At 69.3% G+C, this 14,111-nt stretch carries 19 protein-coding genes and 1 pseudogene; 8 read left to right on the plus strand and 12 right to left on the minus strand.

The genetic code is table 11. The features are described from left to right. Window positions 1–43: 43 nt before the first annotated feature. Window positions 44–475, minus strand: a complete 432-nt coding sequence (locus ACFOX0_RS15210) for a hypothetical protein (RefSeq protein ID WP_377545998.1) — start codon at window positions 473–475, stop codon at window positions 44–46. 529 nt (window positions 476–1,004) lie between these two features. Here ACFOX0_RS15210 and ACFOX0_RS15215 point away from each other — a divergent pair. Beyond that, window positions 1,005–1,838 carry an exonuclease domain-containing protein gene (locus ACFOX0_RS15215; protein ID WP_377546000.1) on the plus strand — a complete coding sequence of 278 codons (834 nt, stop codon included), beginning with the start codon at window positions 1,005–1,007 and terminating at the stop codon, window positions 1,836–1,838. Between the two features lie 70 nt (window positions 1,839–1,908). Here ACFOX0_RS15215 and ACFOX0_RS15220 read toward each other — a convergent pair whose 3' ends face one another. The 3 genes from ACFOX0_RS15220 to ACFOX0_RS15230 form a co-directional block, all read right to left on the minus strand. After that, window positions 1,909–2,262, minus strand: a complete 354-nt coding sequence (locus tag ACFOX0_RS15220; protein ID WP_377546002.1) for a hypothetical protein — start codon at window positions 2,260–2,262, stop codon at window positions 1,909–1,911. Continuing rightward, window positions 2,259–2,528, minus strand: coding sequence for a DivIVA domain-containing protein (locus ACFOX0_RS15225; protein WP_377546003.1), 270 nt, complete (start codon window positions 2,526–2,528; stop codon window positions 2,259–2,261). Before ACFOX0_RS15225 ends, ACFOX0_RS15220 begins: the two co-directional genes overlap by 4 nt. A 444-nt stretch (window positions 2,529–2,972) precedes the next feature. Continuing rightward, window positions 2,973–3,707 (minus strand): SMI1/KNR4 family protein, encoded by a 735-nt coding sequence (locus ACFOX0_RS15230; RefSeq protein WP_377546004.1) that lies wholly within the window; start codon window positions 3,705–3,707, stop codon window positions 2,973–2,975. A 90-nt stretch (window positions 3,708–3,797) separates the two neighbouring features. Here ACFOX0_RS15230 and ACFOX0_RS15235 point away from each other — a divergent pair, with 90 nt between their 5' ends. From ACFOX0_RS15235 to ACFOX0_RS15255, 5 genes are all read left to right on the plus strand, one after another. Then, window positions 3,798–4,139 (plus strand): ArsR/SmtB family transcription factor, encoded by a 342-nt coding sequence (locus ACFOX0_RS15235; RefSeq protein ID WP_377546006.1) that lies wholly within the window; start codon window positions 3,798–3,800, stop codon window positions 4,137–4,139. A 3-nt stretch (window positions 4,140–4,142) separates the two neighbouring features. Further along, on the plus strand, window positions 4,143–4,649 hold the full coding sequence (locus ACFOX0_RS15240) for an SRPBCC family protein (RefSeq protein WP_377546008.1): 507 nt from the start codon (window positions 4,143–4,145) through the stop codon (window positions 4,647–4,649). Continuing rightward, window positions 4,649–5,314, plus strand: a complete 666-nt coding sequence (locus ACFOX0_RS15245; protein WP_377546010.1) for a dihydrofolate reductase family protein — start codon at window positions 4,649–4,651, stop codon at window positions 5,312–5,314. The genes ACFOX0_RS15240 and ACFOX0_RS15245 overlap by 1 nt, the downstream gene beginning before the upstream one ends. 97 nt (window positions 5,315–5,411) lie before the next feature. Next, window positions 5,412–5,639: a hypothetical protein gene (locus ACFOX0_RS15250; RefSeq protein WP_377546012.1), complete on the plus strand. Its 228-nt coding sequence runs from the start codon at window positions 5,412–5,414 to the stop codon at window positions 5,637–5,639. A gap of 143 nt (window positions 5,640–5,782) precedes the next feature. Further along, entirely contained in the window at window positions 5,783–5,944 is a 162-nt protein-coding gene (locus ACFOX0_RS15255; protein ID WP_377546014.1) for a hypothetical protein, read from the plus strand. Between the two features lie 122 nt (window positions 5,945–6,066). On the opposite strand, the gene ACFOX0_RS15260 is transcribed toward ACFOX0_RS15255, so the two are convergent. The 4 genes and pseudogenes from ACFOX0_RS15260 to ACFOX0_RS15275 form a co-directional block, all read right to left on the minus strand. Beyond that, on the minus strand, window positions 6,067–6,516 hold the full coding sequence (locus tag ACFOX0_RS15260; RefSeq protein ID WP_377546016.1) for a hypothetical protein: 450 nt from the start codon (window positions 6,514–6,516) through the stop codon (window positions 6,067–6,069). 53 nt (window positions 6,517–6,569) lie between these two features. Beyond that, window positions 6,570–7,028, minus strand: a pseudogene (locus ACFOX0_RS15265) (Type 1 glutamine amidotransferase-like domain-containing protein); the annotation flags it as partial. A gap of 34 nt (window positions 7,029–7,062) precedes the next feature. Continuing rightward, window positions 7,063–7,884 (minus strand): aldo/keto reductase, encoded by an 822-nt coding sequence (locus ACFOX0_RS15270; protein ID WP_377546347.1) that lies wholly within the window; start codon window positions 7,882–7,884, stop codon window positions 7,063–7,065. 50 nt (window positions 7,885–7,934) lie between these two features. Further along, window positions 7,935–8,585, minus strand: coding sequence for a TetR/AcrR family transcriptional regulator (locus ACFOX0_RS15275; RefSeq protein ID WP_377546018.1), 651 nt, complete (start codon window positions 8,583–8,585; stop codon window positions 7,935–7,937). Between the two features lie 78 nt (window positions 8,586–8,663). Between ACFOX0_RS15275 and ACFOX0_RS15280 the strand changes: the two genes are divergently transcribed. Beyond that, the gene (locus ACFOX0_RS15280; protein WP_377546020.1) at window positions 8,664–9,272 is read left to right on the plus strand and encodes an NADPH-dependent FMN reductase; all 609 of its coding nucleotides are present in this window, start codon (window positions 8,664–8,666) and stop codon (window positions 9,270–9,272) included. Between the two features lie 99 nt (window positions 9,273–9,371). Here the strand turns inward: ACFOX0_RS15280 and ACFOX0_RS15285 are convergent, their stop codons facing one another. Next, complete coding sequence (locus tag ACFOX0_RS15285; RefSeq protein ID WP_377546022.1) at window positions 9,372–10,193, minus strand: helix-turn-helix transcriptional regulator; 822 nt, start codon at window positions 10,191–10,193, stop codon at window positions 9,372–9,374. A 102-nt stretch (window positions 10,194–10,295) separates the two neighbouring features. Here ACFOX0_RS15285 and ACFOX0_RS15290 point away from each other — a divergent pair, with 102 nt between their 5' ends. Beyond that, window positions 10,296–11,159 carry an NAD(P)H-binding protein gene (locus ACFOX0_RS15290; RefSeq protein ID WP_377546024.1) on the plus strand — a complete coding sequence of 288 codons (864 nt, stop codon included), beginning with the start codon at window positions 10,296–10,298 and terminating at the stop codon, window positions 11,157–11,159. 258 nt (window positions 11,160–11,417) lie between these two features. Here ACFOX0_RS15290 and ACFOX0_RS15295 read toward each other — a convergent pair whose 3' ends face one another. The 3 genes from ACFOX0_RS15295 to ACFOX0_RS15305 are packed head-to-tail and all read right to left on the minus strand — an operon-like array spanning window position 11,418 to window position 13,936. Beyond that, complete coding sequence (locus tag ACFOX0_RS15295) at window positions 11,418–11,795, minus strand: GIY-YIG nuclease family protein (protein WP_377546025.1); 378 nt, start codon at window positions 11,793–11,795, stop codon at window positions 11,418–11,420. Between the two features lie 6 nt (window positions 11,796–11,801). Then, window positions 11,802–12,347, minus strand: a complete 546-nt coding sequence (locus ACFOX0_RS15300) for a hypothetical protein (RefSeq protein WP_377546026.1) — start codon at window positions 12,345–12,347, stop codon at window positions 11,802–11,804. Then, window positions 12,344–13,936 (minus strand): DEAD/DEAH box helicase family protein, encoded by a 1,593-nt coding sequence (locus ACFOX0_RS15305; RefSeq protein ID WP_377546028.1) that lies wholly within the window; start codon window positions 13,934–13,936, stop codon window positions 12,344–12,346. Before ACFOX0_RS15305 ends, ACFOX0_RS15300 begins: the two co-directional genes overlap by 4 nt. Window positions 13,937–14,111: the final 175 nt, after the last annotated feature.

Genomic DNA, 14,111 nt, shown 5'->3' on the forward strand with positions numbered 1-14,111 from the left:
GGGCGCTCACCGTCCGATCAGGTTGGACGCGGGTGGCGGCTTGTCAGGTGGCCATCCAGACCGTCACGCCTGCGCGGATCTGGTTACCGTTCTCGTAGACCGCTGGCCAGACACGGATGGAGTAACCCTCGGCAAAGTCCTTATTGCAGACTCCCCAGTGGCCGTTGCCGAGCTGGTTGACGCACGCGCCCGTGCGGTAGCCGTCGGGGCCGTCGAAGGTCCAGTTCGCCGCCGCGGAGTGCCCGTCGGCCGAGTCGTCCCGGACGTAGAACTTGTCGCCGTACGGCATGAAACAGGCGGTGGCGCCGGCGACCGATCGGCACTCGTAGTAGTGCCCGGACGGGGCACCCGAGGAGACGGCTTTGTTCGTCTCGTTGCCCCAGTAGTCGGCGTAGGCGGCGGAGGGAACGAGCACACCCACCGCCACGCCGACCGTGGCGGCAAGCGCTAGAAACCGTTGACGAAACCTGGTCACGTCAGCTCCGTTCGTGGTGATTCTTCCGTCGATGCGATGAAGGCACGCCGCCGTGGCCCGTCCCGGCATCCTGGCCGTCGGGAATGGTGAATACCGGCGTCGGTTGCGAAGATCGTAGGGAGCGCGGGACCGAGACATCGGAACCTCGGCCCGCTCTTGAGGATTTCTTGATCACCGGTGGCGCGCGCCACCATGCGCGGCCTGTCCGCTCCAAGCAGGCGAACAGCGCGGTCCGGCGTTGGGCCCACTGGGCCGCCTGCGTCCGTCCTCCGAACGGCCCGAGATGCGGGACCGGCAGCGCAACTTCCTCAACTACCGCGATGGTTGGCTGGCTGACAGATCAGTCCGCAGACGCGGCCGGGCACTGTGGACGGATCGAGCGTGCACCCGATGCCACTCCACAGAGGCACGGGTGTGTCCGATCGTCGGCGTTTCACTGTCGTGAACCAGTCCTGCCAATGATCAACAATTTCCCTCCGGGCGGCCATGTGATCATGCCCGGTCCGGTCCAGAGATTGGAGATTTCGCCATGATCAACAAATTCTCGGGAAGCTGCGGGAGGTGCCGCCGTCGAGTTGACGCCGGTGGTGGCCAAGCGGTCAAAGCCGGGGGCCGGTGGAGTACTTACCACCACGAGTGCGCACCTGTCCGGGTCGCACCGCGGATCGGCACCCATCCAGGTTGGCACGACCTCCCGATCGTGGGCTTCGACCTCGAAGGCACCGTTGCGGAACCGCTGGAGACCAGGATCGTCTCGGCAGCGCTGACCTACGCCGATGGAAGCCAGGAGAGTTGGCTGGTAAACCCGGGTGTACCGATCCCACCCGACGCGACTGCCCTACATGGCATCTCCGACGACATGGTTACCCGCGATGGTCAACCGGCCAGGAAGGCGTTGGCCGAGATCGGAACGGCGGTTGCCAAGGTGATCGCCGCATCGACACCGCTTGCTGCCTTCTGCGCGCAGTACGACGTGACCGCGCTGCATACGGAACTATTACGCCACGGGCTTCCTACGATCGACTGGAACCGAGCCGTCATCATCGACCCGTCCATCCTGCACAAAGAGGTTGAGCCCGACTGGTTCGACCGTCGACAACTCGGCGACCTCTGCCCGTACTACGAGGTAAACCTCGCCGTCGCTCACGAAGCCGCCAGCGACGCGCGGGCGGCCGCCGATCTCGCACGCTCGATTGCGGCCCGACACGAACGAATCGCACGCATGTCACCGGACGCATTGCACCGGGCGCAGATCCGGTGGTACGCCGAACAGGGGAGAGACCTTCAGGCATATTTCGACCGGACCGGGCGCAATGAGACGGCGAGCCTCGAATGGCCGCTGGAGAGCAAGCGTCGCCGTTAACGTGATGATCGTTGCCAGCCACATCCTTTCCATCCCCGTCGTCACAACGAGAGGAACCGCAACGAGCTAGCTATGCGCTGGTCGGGAGGCTCGGTGTGCGGCAACGTACATCGGGCTGGCCGGTGGAGAGGGACGACGCGTCTCCATGCCGCTGTTCGCCGACCGCGCCGGTCGACGAGGTCGCCTCGCACGGGCCGTCGTGGCCGTCGCGGCGGTCGCAGGTGCCGGCGCTGCCGGGTAGTGGCAGTCCGCACCAGACCCGTCGGCGCAGTAACTGGGTGTCCTCCGCGGACAGGGTGATCTCGGCCAGGTCGAGCACCGACACGTGCCCCAACGACTCGCGCATCGTCACCGCCAGGTCTACCGCGGCCTCGGGGGAGGTGAGCGTGGTCGGCAGGTGCAGGATCCACCGTGGCCCGGTCACCGGTGCCCCCGGTTGTTGACCGGCGGCCACGGGTCGGTGAACCGGCAGCCGACGTGCCGCTCCTTCCACTGCCGCAACCCCTGCCGGACCCGCACCAGCTCGGCCCGCGACGTCGTCGCCTCCCGTTCCAGCCGGGCGATCTCGTCCGCCACCTCACCCAGATAGGCGTACACCTGGTCCGGGTCCAGACCCCGCCAGCGGGTACCGAACACCCGCGACCGCACCTGGTGCGGCGCCAACCGGTCCGACCACGACTTGTAGATCACCCCACGCTCCTCCTGTCGGGGCACCGGGGCGGGCGGGAAGGACCGCCCTGGGAGTGCAGCACCCGCCCCGGGGCCGTGATCCACCCTCGCGGCACACCGGCACCCCCGACATGACAGCCGGCCGATGACCGACAGTCACCCTGCGTATATCGAGCCGTCGCGCAGTCGGGCGGCACCGGGCGTCCGGTGCGCAGGTCGGCGACGCCGCTGGTGGCCACCCGGTCCCGGCCGTCGCCGGTGACCAGGCGGGCCTGCACGCCGACCACGCCGAGCGCGTGGAGGGCGTCGGCGTGCCGGCGCAGTTCGTCGGGCCGCGGCGACCGAGCCCAGGAAAGCCTCCTGGGCTCGGTCGGGCGAGGCGGGGCCGGCTCCGTGTGCCGGCCGGCGCCGCACGCGAATCCGCCGTCGTCGGGCGGACCGGGCATCAGCCCTCAGCGCCGGCCATTACTTGTACGGGCTGCGCGCCTGGACGTCCCGCAGCCAGTCCGGCCGCACGCCCCAGGATTCCACCGGGATGCTGCCCCACTCGCACTCCAGTCCCGCGTCACCGTCGATCTGCAGCGGCGAGCTGTCGGGGTCGGTCGCGAACAGTTCCAGGTCCTCGGCGTAGCGGACGAGCAGGTCCGCCCAGGACGGGGCGAGCACGTCCCAGGAGGAGCATTCGACGTCGACCCGGACCACCTGCCCCGGCGTTCCACCCGGTGCCGGGTCGAGGTCGAGCAGCCATTGCACGTCGCCGTTCATGTCGCCCACGACCACCATGCCCGGCGATCCGATGATCGGTCGCACCGGCCCACTCAGCCCGATCATCGCCTCGTCGACCTGGTGCGCCCAGACCTGAGGGTCGTCCCAGTCCGGCTCCGGGTTGAAGCCGTCGCGCCACATCCGGGTCAGGCTGATGATCTGGTCGGTGTCGCAGAGGAAGGTCAGCGGCACCGGGCTGGGATCCGCGGCCGGCAGGGTCGGGCCCGGGTCGGTCCCGTTGTGGATGGCGAGGCTGGCGCGGAAGTCCGGCGGCAGCGGCGCGCCCAGGGCGGCCTCCACGGCGTCGATCGCCGGTGCGGCGGCCGGCGCGCCGAGCTGCCCCAGCGAGGCCGGCAGGACGCGGCCCAGGGCGGCCTCGACCCGCGCCCACGCCTCGGCGACGTGCCTGTCGACGTCGGTTCCGGTGTCGGTCATGGCGCGGACTCTAGCTCTCCCCACCGACACGCGGCCGCACCGCTTCCCCGCCGGGCTTGACGCATACCGTTATGGGAATATGATGGCGGCATGGCACGAGCAGCGACGACATCGGACGTGTTCAACGCGATCGCCGAGCCGCAGCGCCGAGACATCCTGGCGCTGCTGCGGGCGCGCGAGTGGCCGGTCACCGACCTGGCCCGGGAGCTGGGGTTGAGCCAGCCGGGGGCATCCAAGCACCTGCGGGTGCTCCGGGAGGTTGGACTGGTACGGGTCCGCGAGGTGGGCAAGCAGCGCCTCTACGGCCTGGACGCCCGCGGGCTGCGGCCGGTCCACGAGTGGGTCGGCGGGTTCGAGCGGTTCTGGAACGAGAGTTTCGACCGGCTGGACACCTACGTGCAGGACCTCAAGCAGACCCGACAGGAGAAATAACCGATGGCAGCAGCAGGGCAGGAAGCGCGGACGGACCCGGCGACGGCCGACCGGGAGGTGGTGATCTCCCGGGTCATCGACGCCCCGCGGGAGCTGGTGTTCGAGGCGTTCACCGAGGTACGTCACCTCTCGCACTGGTGGGGACCGGACGGGTTCACCACCACCACGCGGTCGTTCGAGTTCCGCGAGGGCGGCGTCTGGGACTTCACGATGCACGGGCCGGACGGCACCGACTACTCCGAATGGATCACCTGGACCGAGATCGCCCCGCCGGAGCGGATCGCGCTGCTGCACGGCGAGTCCCGCGACGACCCGAACGCCTTCGAGTCGACCCTGACGTTCGCGCCGGACGGCGCGGCGACCCGGATCGAGATGCGCACCCTCTTCCCCACCAAGGCGGTGCGCGACGAGGCGGTCGAGAAGTACCACGCGATCGAGGGCGGCCGGCAGACCCTGGGCAACCTGGCCACCTACGTCACCAAACTCGTCCGGAAGGGAGCGGAGAACTGATGGCCGGCACGGTGTTCTTCAGCGTGACCATGTCGCTGGACGGCTTCATGGCCCCGGACAACGTACCCGTGAAGGACGTCTTCGCCCCCGGAGGCCGCAGCGACCCGCGGGTCCAGCGCTGGCTGGCGCAATGGTCGGAGCTGCAGGCGTGGGTGTTCCCGCAACGCTGGTTCCGGGAGAACCTCAAGCTCGGCGCGGGCGGCGAGGAGGGCGTCGACAACGACATCGTCCGGGCGACGTTCGAACGCACCGGCGCGAGCGTCATGGGCAAGCGCATGTTCGACGGCGGCGAGCTGGCCTGGCCGGAGGACGCGCCGTTCCACACCCCGGTCTTCGTCGTCACCCACACCAGGCGCGACCCGTGGGAACGGCCGGGCGGCACCACCTTCCACTTTGTCAACGACGGCATCCACAGCGCCCTGGACCAGGCCCGCGCCGCCGCCGGCGACCGCGACGTCCGCATCGCCGGCGGCGCCGAAACAATCATCGAGTACGTCAACGCAGGGCTGGTCGACGAGTTCACGATCGCGCTGGCGCCCGTGCTGTTCGGCTCGGGCATCCGGCTGTTCGAGAACGTGGACGCGGACCGGATCGCGCTGGAACCGGTCCGCTCGGAACCGTCGCCACGGGTGACCCACCTGACCTACGCCGTACGGCGGAGGTGACCACGCCACCACGGTCGGGACGCAGAGGGGTGGCACTCGGCGAGATGGGCGACAGCGGTCCTGCTAAAGGGGGTATGACGACTGGTAGGATGAACATATGGCGAAACAGAAGATCTCCGCGACGGTCGATTCGCTGGTCCTGGCTCTGGCCGACGCTGACGCCTCCGAGCTTGGGTTGAACCGTTCGGAGTTGATCGAACGGGCCTTGCACAACGAACATTTCCGACTCGCCCTGGCCGGCTACACCGCCCGGACGGTGCCGGCGCTCGACATCGATGCTTACGCCGCGCAGGTGTACGCGGCCAACCGCGAGTCCGACCTGTGACCCGACCGGGAGATATCGCGCCACGCCTGGACACCCGCACCGAGTTGATGGTGGTCGTGCTTTCCAACTCGATGCATCTACAGGCTCGGACCGGCCGGGTGATTGTTTGCCCCTATGTGCCCGGCGCTCCTACCGAGGACGCGATGCCCCTGGTCGTCGCGGTCACCGAGCCGTCCGGCACGCTCCTACCGGAGTTGGTCCAGTGGCTCCCCGCGTCGGCTCTGGGCGAGCCGTTGGGCAACGTAGGCCCGGTGGCGCTCGGCCAGACCTGCGCCATCGTCACCGCTTTGATCAACGGCCAGTAGTGTGTCGTGGCGTCGTGGCAGTGCCCGGACCAACGACCGGAGCCACCTGACCTACGCCGTACGGCGACGGTGAAGGCGATCGGTGGTCGATACACGCTGCCTGCACCGTTCCGCCGGATCGATCAGCCGTCCTGCTGGGGGTAGAGCACCGGAGTGATTTCGGTGAGCATGTCGAGCAGTTCGCCGGCGCCTCCGCGTACCTGCTCATCGTCATCGAGAATCAAGGATTTACACATACGAACGGCATCGTCCCGGTCGGTGGCAAAGACGCCGAAAACGGCCAGGACCGCAGCGTGGATCCGGGACATGTGTTGAAAGTCTGCCGTGGCCAGCGCTTTGGCGACGATCGCGAGACCCGCACCGTCCCGCCGCCGGAGCAAGGCTTCGGCCGTCTCGCGCGTGACGAATGTGTCAGCGGTATCGAGTACGAGCTCCAGCAGCCCCTCCTGGGCGGCGGGCAGTTCAGCGAAGCTCGCCAAAGCCCGGCCCGCGTCCGCCCGCTCACGGAATTCGCTACTTTCGGCCACTCCGAGCAGTGCGACCACCGCGGCGCGTCTTCCCGGCAGACCCACGGAGGCATCCTGCCATCAATTCCCTCCGGTCGCGCCGTGAGGCAGGGTGACAATCACCCGAGCTTGGTCCATTGCCCTTCGGAGACCACCTCGACCGAGCCGTCGACGACCGTGATGGCCGTCTGTTCGTCGATGGCGTACGCCGGAACGCCGAGGTCGGCGGCCCACCGCTCCGCGTCGGCCATCGTGTTCGTGGGAAAGAGATTCAGGTGCGGGAAGATCGAGAAGTCGACGACCCCCAGGGTCCGGTCGTCCGGCGCGGACGGCCACCCGACGAAGTAGTCCCCGATCCGGGGCGTCATCACCATGCTGCCGGCGCTCACCCCCACCCAAACCTTGTCGGGCAGTGACGGCAGCAGCTCGGCCAGCCCGGACTCGCGCATCCAGTGGCACAGGTAGGTCGCGTCGCCGCCGTCGACCAGGAGCACGTCGGCCTCCCGGACCCAGGAGACCCACCGCTCCACGTCGATGGTGGGCAGTGCGGTGAGCTCAAGGACACCGAGCGACGCCCAGCGACCGCCACCTGGCCGGCGCCGCGAAGATCGCTCAGGTCCTGACCTGCATGGTGTCGAGTTGTTGCAGCGCTTCTTCGGGCAGTTCGAGGTCGGCCGCTGCGATGTTCGCTCGGGCGTGGCTGATCCGGGTGGTTCCGGGAAGCGGGATGACTCTGAGTCCATGGATGGGCTCGCGGTGGTGGACCCAGGCCAGCGCGACTTGTCCGGGCGTGGCGTGGAGTTGCCGGGCGATGCGTGCCAGGATCGTTTGCGGGTGCGCGGTCGCGCCGCCGTCATGCGGCTGCTGGTGGAGTAGGCCATGGGATGTCGGTGAGTGCGCCACGATGGCCACGTGATGCCTGGCTGCGGCGTGCAATAGGCCGTCCTCGACGCCGCGATCGGTTAGCGACCACCGTTCTTGCAGCGCTGCGATCGGGTGCACGGCCTGGGCGCGGCGCAGATCCTCGACGCTGACGTTCGAGAGTCCGAGCGCGCGCACTTTTCCGTCGGTGATCAGTTCCGCCATGGCACCGACGGTCTCCTCGATGGGGACCGTGTCGCTGCGGTGGTGCAGGTAGTACAGGTCGATGACACCGGTGCCCAGCCGCTTGAGGCTGGCGTCGCAGGCGTGTCGCACGTATGCGGGGTCGGCTCGGACATCGAAGCCTTGAGGTGTGTCCGGGCGCGGCCGGAGGCCGAACTTGCTGGCCAACATCACGTGGTCACGCCGGGAGCGGATGGCGCGGCCGACGAGCGTCTCGTTACCGTACGCATCGGCGGTGTCGATCATGCGGACGCCAGCGTCGACAACCGTCTGGATCACGGTGACGGGGTCGCGATCCGGTTCGCCGCCTGCGCCGTCGCGCAGACGCATGGCACCGAAGCCCTGCCGTCCGAACGCCTCCGCGGTGAGCAGCGGTCCGGTCATGCGTGGTACCCGTTCAGAAAGGCGCGCACGCCTGCGGCGATCCAGTCCTCTTGCTCGGCCGCGGCGTAGGACGCGCCCGGCGGGCCGGGCATCGCCGAGACCAGTCGGGAGAAGTGCACCGCCGCCCGCTCGGCATCGTCGATGCGCAGCAGTCTCACCTCGGCCCAGTGACGCAAGCGGGCGGCGAGTTCGGACCGGACGCGTGCGGGACCGGCCTGCCACCACACGGAGACCACCTCGGCGCCCAGATGTTCGGCCTCGGCGTTGACCTGTCGGACCAGTGCCCGGTGAGCGTCGGGCTGCGTGGTGCCGGACAGCCATGCCCGGGCGAAGGCGAGCAGCGCGGGTTCGACGTGCTCGCTGTCGGTGACGCCGTCGAGGTGGTGCTCGATCAGTGCGCTCTCGCGTGCAGCGACCGCAGCGGCGGAGTCGGCGATCACCGCGGTGAATATGGCGGTCTTGTCCGAGAAGTGCTTGTAGATCGTCCGGGTGGACACCCCGGACTCGCCGGCGATCGCGTCGATGCTCGCGCGGGTGAAGCCGTCGCGGGCGAACACCTTCAGCGCCCCGCCGATGATCGCCGCCCGTTTGTCGCCGCGCAGCCGGGGGCTACCGGTGGTAGCGGCCGTGCTGGTCGTCTCACTCATCAAGGTCCTCTCTCGGTTGAACCGTCAGCCTTCGTGTGTAAAGTACGCGTTGTACTTTACACACCGCAAGGAGGCATCATGACGCGCATCGCCATCATCACCGGCAGCACCCGCCAACACCGCCGCGGAATGGCCGTGGCCGACTGGACGCTGAAGACCGCTCGCTCACGGGGGCCGGCGGGCACCACGTACGACCTGCTTGACCTGGCCGAGTTCAACCTGCCGGTGCTCGACGAGCCGGCACCGGCGCTCTACAACATGTATGCCCACGAGCACACCAAGCGCTGGGCCGCTGCCATCGATTCGTTCGACGGCTACGTGTTCGTCACGCCCGAGTACAACCACGGCGTCCCGGGCGCGTTGAAGAACGCCATCGACTATCTGTTCTACGAGTGGAACGACAAGGCCGCGGGGTTCGTCAGCTACGGGGTCAACGGCGGCGTACGGGCTGTTGAGCAGCTGCGTCAGATCACCGCCGAGCTCAAGCTCGCCGACGTGCGCACGCAGGTGGCATTCAACACCTACACCGACTTCGACTACACCGGTCTGGACCCCGCCGACCCGGCCGCCACGGGCGTGTTCACGCCGGCCGAACGCCACGCCGACGACCTTGCCGGACTGCTCGACGAGGTGGTCGCCTGGAGCCGCGCACTCTCCTCGCTGCGCGCGCCCTCCGTGGCCGCCTGATCCGGCGAGCCGACAAAGTACCCCTGCTGGGGCCGGGCCACCCGACATCAGCATGATCGGATGCGCTCGACTCCGCATGAGCGGACTCGGAATCGCCGGTCAGCCGGGGTCCGCGGTGCACGTCTCGGCGGCGGGCCAGCGTCGCGTGGCGAAGGCGTGCGGGGTCGCGCCCATGACCCGCCGGAACTCGGCGCCCATGTGTGACTGGTCGTAGTAGCCCGAGTCGGTGGCCAGCTCGGCCGCCTTCTGTCCGGTCCGGGCGAGCACCAGGCGAACCCGGTCGATGCGCACGAACGCGCTCGGTGTCAGGCCCACACCGTCGGTGAAGAGGGTGCGCAGGTGCCGTTCGCTGAGGTTCAACCGCCGGGCGACGACGCTGACGGGCGTACGCGGCCGGCCGTCGGCGGCGGCGGACAGCATGGCCGTCGCCGCCGCGACGATGCGCCGGCGCGGGCCGTCGCGGCTGTCACCCGCCGCCGGCGCGAGCGGCAGGGCCCGGACCAGCGCTCGTAGCCGCGCCGGCGCGGACGCCACGGCGGGGACCGCGTCGCGGTCGGTGATCAGCCGTACGAGAGCCCGCGCCCACGCGCTGTCCAGGTCGGCCAGGGCGACAGCACGGTCGGCGAACTCCCGTACCGAAAGTCCCAGGAGCTCGGCGGCCCGCCCCGGGCGGAATGGCAGCTGGAGGCAGTCCCGGCCCGGCCGGTCGACGTGGTATCGCGCCCGCGTCCGCGGCCCCATGACCACGATGTCGTACGGATCGGCGGACCCCGACCGCCAGGTCAGGGTGGTGCCGTGGTCGGGCGGTTCCAGTACGGCCGGCGCGTCATCAAGCACCGGCCGCATCCCGAGGGTCAGCCCGGAGAACCACGGGCCGAGCGCCCTCGCCGCCGCCGGGCCGGTCACCTCATCGCGTTCCACGGTGGCGACCGTACGTCGTGGACCGCGGCCGGACCCGCCGGCCGGTCGAGCTGTGCCGAAAGTTCCTAGGCCCGACCACGGCGGACCGGCGATCGTCACATCATGATCCTTGTTACCGGTGCCTCCGGCACCGTCGGCCGACACGTCGTGCAACTCCTCACCGAGGGCGGGCAGCGCGCCCGGGCGATGACGCGAAACCCGTCCGGGTACGCGCTACCGCGCGGCGCCGACGTGGTACGAGCCGACTTCGACGACCCCGAGTCGCTGCGCCGCGCGGTGACCGGCGTGCGGACGGTGTTCCTGCTCACCGCTCCGGCGGCGCCTACACCGGACCATGATCTGGCGCTGCTGGCGGCCGCCCGGTCGGCGGACGTCGCCTCGGTGGTGAAGCTGTCCGCGATCGGCACCGGCGAACGCTTCGGCACCGCCACCGTCGGCGCCTGGCACCAGGCGGCCGAGGACGCCGTCCGCGCCAGCGGCCTGGCCTGGACGATGCTGCGGCCGTCGAGTTTCGCCTCGAACTGCCTGCACTGGGCGGGCGCCATCCGCGCCGGTCAGCCCGTACCCGATCTGACCGGCGACGGCGAGCAGGGCGTCATCGACCCCCGCGACATCGCCGAGGTCGCCGTCGCCGCCCTCACCGACCCCGCCGCCCACGCCGGCCGGACGTACACCCTGACCGGTCCGGAACTGCTCCGGGTGGCCGACCAGGCGACCCAACTCGCACAGGTCATCGGCCGTCCCGTCGGCACCGCGGACCTCCCGCCGGACGCCGCCCGTCGGCAGCTACTCGCCTCGGGGATGCCGCCGGCCGCCGTCGAAGCCACCGTCGTCGGCTCGGCCTGGGCCCGCGCGGGGCACAACGCCACCCTCACCGCCGACGTGCAGACGGTGCTCGGGCGTCCTCCCGCGACCTTCCGGAGCTGGGCGCGGCGTCATCGGGAAGCCTTCACCGGCACCCGGTGACCTTCTCGCCGACGTGCCGAACGTGTACTGCCAGTAAGACTTGGAGTCGCCGGCGATGAAGCACCGTACCGATTTCGGATCGCACATCGGGCCACTTCACCTTGCGGTCGAGACGCAGCTCTCTCCGGCGCCCGCGCCGTCCGCGTCGCGGACGCCGCCGAGACGATCCTGGAGTACGTCAACGCCAGCTTGGTCGACGAGTTCACGATCGCTCTGTCGGCCATGCTGCTCGGCTCCGGAATCCGTCTTCGATCAGACCTAGTCGATGCGGTGGTTGAAGCGCGGGCCGAAGGTGGTGACGAGTTCCGCCTTGAGCTCCTTCGGGGTGGTGGACTCGCACCAACTCACCGTTTGCCGGCCCAGCCAGGCGGCGATGTCAGGCGCCGTCGACGGGCAGCCCTGCCGGTCGAGCAACTCGCCGACCTGCTTGTGCAGTACGGAAGACTCCCGGTTGCCGGTCAGGTGTTGGCGCAGCCGGCGACGCAGGTTGCCGGTCCATCCGACGTACACGATGGTGTCCCGGTCGAGGACTACGTGTACGCCGGGGGCAGGCGGTGCGGCGACAACGGTATCGGCGGTGAACGGCCGCGGCGAGGTGAAGTCGCCCAACAGCTCGTGCTCGGGAAGGCTGCCCACGCCCGGTCACCCGGCTCGTTCGAGGACGGCGTCAGCGAGTTGGTAGTTGTGGAAGCGGGAGTACGACGTGCCGGACCGGAGCAGGTCTTGGGCGAGCTGCCGCGCGGCCGCCGCGACCGCAGGATGGTTCAAGGCTGCGATCAGGTCCTCGTGGTGGCCGTGGAGCTGCGCCTGGTCCTCACCCCCATCCTCGTACGCCCGGTCCCGTGACAGTTCGAGCCGGGGGAAGGTCGACGCGAACTCCGCCGGCAGCGACGACGGGCGGAGGTTGACGAACCCGTGCACCTCGACGTTCGATCCCGAGCCTGCGGCGAGTTCCAGGACGAACGTCTCCATGCCCTTCATGCTGATCGCCGACAACCTGCCGGTCCGGGTCGTCGGGAGGCAGGTCAGCGCCCAGTGCGCGCATTCCATCACCTCGGCGTCGGGCACGGCCGCCGCCAGGTAGGCCCGGTTCGCCGCCACAACCGCCGAATGGAGGTCGGGGTGGTCGCGCAGTTCCGCGTACCGTGCCTGCTTGTCCTTGTCCGCCCGCATCTCCCGCTCGTTCACCGGACCTCCGTCCTGCCCTCGTAGTACCAACCCAGCAGTTCGCTACCAGCTGTTCCCGGATCGAAGTGATCGATCTTTTCGGCGACGTGGGTGAGGTCGCCGAGGAACGCCTCGTGCGCTCCTTGGGCCGGGTCCTCCGCGGTGCCCGTGACATACATGACGATAAAGGCGGCCGGGCGCCGGTCAGCCTTGGGTCGGATGACCCGGCCCATGCGCTGGATCATCTGCCGTCTGCTCCGGCTGCCCGCGAGGATCACCCCTACCTCCGCCTGCGGCACGTCGACGCCTTCGTCCAGAACCCGCGGGGCGGTCAGCACCCGGACGTTTCCGTCCTTGAACGCCGCGAGGCGGTCCTTGCGATCGGCCCGACGCAGCCCGCTGGTGAATGGCCTCGCCCGGATACCCGATCCGATGAGTACGGCCGCCGCCTGCTCCGCACTGGCCTTGGTCTCGCTGAAGACCAAGCCGCGGCCCGCCGCGGCCAGCACGGACGTCAGCGACGATAGCGCTTCCTGCTTCGGACGGCAGTCGGCCAGAAGCTGACGGCGCTTACTGAACGCGTTCAGATAGCCTCGGGCGTCCCGGACTGCCCAATGATCTCCGTGGCTGCCCTCTCGAAGCCGGTTGACGTGGGCCATGAACTCGCCGAACGGCTCCTCGGGGCAACCGTGGACCTCGATCAGTCGACGGCGGAGAACCTTTGCCCGCTCGTCGTACTCGTCGTGTCTCCTGCGTTCGTCGCTGGTGAAGTCGACCCCCAGGAAGGCGACGCGGAAGGGCGCGAGAATGCCGTCTTCCAGTCCGCGCTGATAGCCGCAGCCGGCGACCATACCGCCGAAGTAGGGATCGAGGTGCTCGGCCAGACCGTCATCGGAACGTTCGTACGTCGCGGTCAACCCCAGCCGCGCGTCGAACTCTGGTTCGAGGGCAAGCGCGAAGCTGGGCGCACCGTAGCGGTGCACCTCGTCGGCGACAAGCAGACCGGGTGTCCCCCACGTCAGCATCTGACGCCGGGCTGCCGAGTGAACGACGGCCACCAGAATCGGATAATGGTCGAACGAGTCGCGATGACCATCGCCGACCCGACCCACGCGCGTGTTCCGAAGGTCGCGCCGCAACACCTCGTACCACTGGTCGAGCAGTTCTCGCCCCGGCACCAGCACCAGCACCTTCTCGCCGGCGTCCAGCGCGGCTGCCGCCGCCAGGACGCCGACCGCGGTCTTGCCGGTGCCGGTCACGGCCTCCACGACGCCGCATCGGCCCCGGGCACGCCACTCGATCAACGCTTCCAGCTGCCATGCGCGTGGCTCACGCCCCCGGTAGCAGCGCGGTAGCGCCGGCCCGACGGTCGTCGAGATCGATAAGCCGGCAGAACGGGATCCGGAGGTCAGGTGCCAGCGCGGCGGCGTGGCGCCGTCATGGACGAACAGGTTGCTGCTGCGGTACAGCGTCCGGTTGACCTCCCTCGCGCTCTCCACCGACAGACCACGTAGCCGCAACCCCGCCAGCAGCTGCCGCTTGTTCTGCCCGGGCCGCTCTGCAAGAAGATTCCACAGCTCCGCCCGCGTCCGTTCGCCCTGCACCGTCATCCTTCGTCGATCTCGCCGTGGTCGTATCGGAACAGGACCCGCCGCCGCACACCCGAAATGTTGCCGCAGCCTGATCTCACGATCATCAGCTCGATGTGCACTCTCCGACGCGGAGAGTTGGCGTCTCACGGCGGTCAGGCGAGTCCCCTTGACGGGACGGATCTCGGAGAGGACG

The sequence above is a fragment of the Micromonospora zhanjiangensis genome (assembly GCF_042650605.1).
Taxonomy (GTDB): Bacteria; Actinomycetota; Actinomycetes; order Mycobacteriales; family Micromonosporaceae; genus Micromonospora_J; species Micromonospora_J zhanjiangensis.

Coding starts and splice junctions, on each gene's coding strand:
- ACFOX0_RS15270 (WP_377546347.1), bottom strand. CDS start 7,884: ATGCGTCTGCGCGACGGCGCAGGCGGCGAACCGGATCGCGACCCCGTC.
- ACFOX0_RS15215 (WP_377546000.1), top strand. CDS start 1,005: ATGATCAACAAATTCTCGGGAAGCTGCGGGAGGTGCCGCCGTCGAGTT.
- ACFOX0_RS15255 (WP_377546014.1), top strand. CDS start 5,783: ATGCCCCTGGTCGTCGCGGTCACCGAGCCGTCCGGCACGCTCCTACCG.
- ACFOX0_RS15235 (WP_377546006.1), top strand. CDS start 3,798: ATGGCACGAGCAGCGACGACATCGGACGTGTTCAACGCGATCGCCGAG.
- ACFOX0_RS15230 (WP_377546004.1), bottom strand. CDS start 3,707: ATGACCGACACCGGAACCGACGTCGACAGGCACGTCGCCGAGGCGTGG.
- ACFOX0_RS15290 (WP_377546024.1), top strand. CDS start 10,296: ATGATCCTTGTTACCGGTGCCTCCGGCACCGTCGGCCGACACGTCGTG.
- ACFOX0_RS15275 (WP_377546018.1), bottom strand. CDS start 8,585: ATGAGTGAGACGACCAGCACGGCCGCTACCACCGGTAGCCCCCGGCTG.
- ACFOX0_RS15245 (WP_377546010.1), top strand. CDS start 4,649: ATGGCCGGCACGGTGTTCTTCAGCGTGACCATGTCGCTGGACGGCTTC.
- ACFOX0_RS15305 (WP_377546028.1), bottom strand. CDS start 13,936: ATGACGGTGCAGGGCGAACGGACGCGGGCGGAGCTGTGGAATCTTCTT.
- ACFOX0_RS15250 (WP_377546012.1), top strand. CDS start 5,412: ATGGCGAAACAGAAGATCTCCGCGACGGTCGATTCGCTGGTCCTGGCT.
- ACFOX0_RS15240 (WP_377546008.1), top strand. CDS start 4,143: ATGGCAGCAGCAGGGCAGGAAGCGCGGACGGACCCGGCGACGGCCGAC.
- ACFOX0_RS15280 (WP_377546020.1), top strand. CDS start 8,664: ATGACGCGCATCGCCATCATCACCGGCAGCACCCGCCAACACCGCCGC.